Consider the following 2811-nt stretch of genomic DNA (forward strand, 5'->3'; position numbering starts at 1 on the left):
ATAATGTAGCAATGAACCTAAACATATTCAATACTGCCAATCTGTTTGAAGCCACCACTGACCTATTTGGGCAGTTGAATATCAAACTCAATAATACCACTACTGCTCAAACGCTGCCTATAAAAATTATTTTGAAACACCACTACAAAGATAACGACACCTTTCAATCCGTTGATAAAACCTACTTCATTGGCATCGTAGATGATTCAGTTTTTCAACAAAGAGGAATATTTGACACTCAGTACTCCTATGAAACGGCTATTGAGCAGGCAAGCAAGAGCTACAACGGTTTATTACTCTTTGCTCTGGAATTAAATAAATATCCCACACGAAAAGAAATCTCTGAACTGACCAGAGCTTTTAATCGCATCAGTGAAAAAATGCCCGTAGCTCTACTGTTCAAATATACTCTAAACAATGAAACGCTTATTTCTATTGCTATCAGCGAACGATTCAAATACTCGCAAAACTGGCGACAAGGCGAAAAAGTAGGAAAAGTTATTATTCTTCGGGATATAAAAACTCAAAACCCTCATGCAGGACATATACGCATCCTAAAAGACTTAATAGTTCCCCCAACTGTTTGTACTTACATGGAATTACATCAGCATTGGCTGCAAGTGCTGGATGTAAATGTACTTAATAAAAAATTCTTTGAGGAGCTTTCTAATTGGTATTTTGCTGCAATGAGCGAAGTTTCTTTTCCTGATGATTTAGAAAAGAACAAAGAAATTCGTAATGCTACTAATCTCATTCGCTTAATAACTCGGATTATCTTTATTTGGTTTATTAAAGAGAAAGGCTTGGTTCCTGAATTGCTGTTTCGCAAGGATTTTGTAGCTAGTATTCTTAAAGACTTTAACAAAGACACGAATTCGCACAGTTATTACAATGCCATACTACAAAACTTGTTTTTTGCGACGTTAAACCAAAAAATGGGAGAGCGCAGGTTTGCCAAAGAAGGCGACTTTAAAACCAACCAAGAAGAATACGGAGTAAAAAATTTGTTTCGTTATGCTGACCTGTTTACTATTTCGGAGGAGGAAGTATTGGAATTGTTTAAGGAAGTTCCATTTCTGAATGGGGGACTATTTGACTGTTTAGACAAGCCTAATGAAGAGAATAAGATTGTTTATGTAGATGGTTTTAGCCGAAATCCGAAAAAAAGAGCAATTGTGCCTGATTATTTGTTTTTTGGTCAGGAGAGGGAGGTAGATTTGAGTGAGGTTTATGGCATGAAAAATAAGCGCTACACAACCAGAGGGTTGATAAACTTGTTGGAAAGTTACAAATTTACTGTGGCGGAAAACACTCCGATAGAAGAAGAAGTTGCGCTTGACCCTGAATTGTTGGGCAAGGTGTTTGAGAATTTGTTAGCCAGTTACAATCCTGAAACACAAACGACTGCGCGCAAGCAGACAGGTAGTTTTTACACTCCGAGAGAGATTGTGGATTACATGGTAGAAGAATCGTTGTTGGCATACTTAAAGTGTAGTCTGACCGAACAGGATGTCCAAAGCGGTGCTTCGGATACATTAGAAGGGCGATTGAGAAGCCTGATTAGTTATGCTGAGGATAACCATTCTTTTAACGAAGCAGAAACGCAACAAATTGTTGAGGCATTGAGCAACTGCAAGATATTAGACCCTGCTTGCGGTTCAGGAGCTTTTCCTATGGGTATATTGCACAAGATGGTGCATATTTTGCAAAAGCTTGACCCTCAAAATAAATACTGGAAAGAAATTCAAAGAGAAAAAATTATTGGTGCAGAAATCAAAAAATTAGAGCAAGATAGAAAAGCGATTGAAGGGCTATCTGACGCACAAGTAAGGGAAAAAGCCCTACAAGCCGTAAAAGAAAGATTAGATGAATTAGAGGAGATATTTAACAAAACTTACAATTTTGATGATTATTCTCGTAAGTTGTACTTAATTGAGAACTGCATTTACGGGATTGATATACAGCCGATTGCGGTGCAGATTGCTAAGCTGCGTTTTTTTATTTCGTTGGTAATAGAGCAAAAGGTAGATAAGAGCAAAGAGAATTTTGGCATTCGCAGTTTGCCGAATTTAGAAACTAAGTTCGTAGCAGCCAATACGTTGATGGGTTTAGATAAGCCACAGCAGCTTACTATACGTAATCCTAAAATAGATGAAAAAGAAAATGAACTCAAAGAGTTACGGCACAAGTATTTTACCGCTACTAGCCGAAGAGAAAAACTAAAACTACAAAAACAAGACAAACAGTTACGAAAAGAAATTGCCAATTTGTTAAAAGCCGATAAGTGGCCAAATGAAGTAGCTGAACAAATAGCCTCATTTGACCCTTACGACCAAAATAAATTTTCGGACTGGTTTGACCCTGAATGGATGTTTGGAAGTGATGTCAAAAATGGATTTGATATTGTTATTGGAAATCCGCCGTATATTTCTACCAAAGGAGTGGATGATAAGGATAAAAAATTACTTGAAAAAAATTTTGGCTTTGCTGACGACACATACAACCATTTCTATTTCAAAGGAGTGGCTTTGTTGAAGCAAGACGGTATTTTGGGATATATCTCTTCAAAAACCTTTTGGACTATTCAAACCAAAAGAAACCTACGGGAACTTCTTTTGAAAAATACAATACTTCAAGTTTTTGACACTGCCAATCCCTTTGCATCAGCTGTGGTGGATACCTGTGTTATGATACTACAAAAGCGAGAAGCTCCGAGAAATCATATTATAGTTTTTCTTGATGGCAGGAATAATTTATCTGAACCTGAGAGATATACGGTAAATCAGCGAGTATATCAAACTGCGCCTAATG

At 37.1% G+C, this 2811-nt stretch carries 1 protein-coding gene; it reads left to right on the forward strand.

Going from position 1 to position 2811, the window contains the following annotated elements; genetic code table 11:
* Positions 1-11: 11 nt before the first annotated feature.
* The coding region (locus NZ519_13510) for a BREX-1 system adenine-specific DNA-methyltransferase PglX (protein ID MCS7029771.1) at positions 12-2811 on the forward strand (2800 nt) is incomplete at its 3' end.

It is taken from the genome of Bacteroidia bacterium, assembly GCA_025056095.1.
In the GTDB taxonomy this organism is placed as follows: domain Bacteria; phylum Bacteroidota; class Bacteroidia; order JANWVE01; family JANWVE01; genus JANWVE01.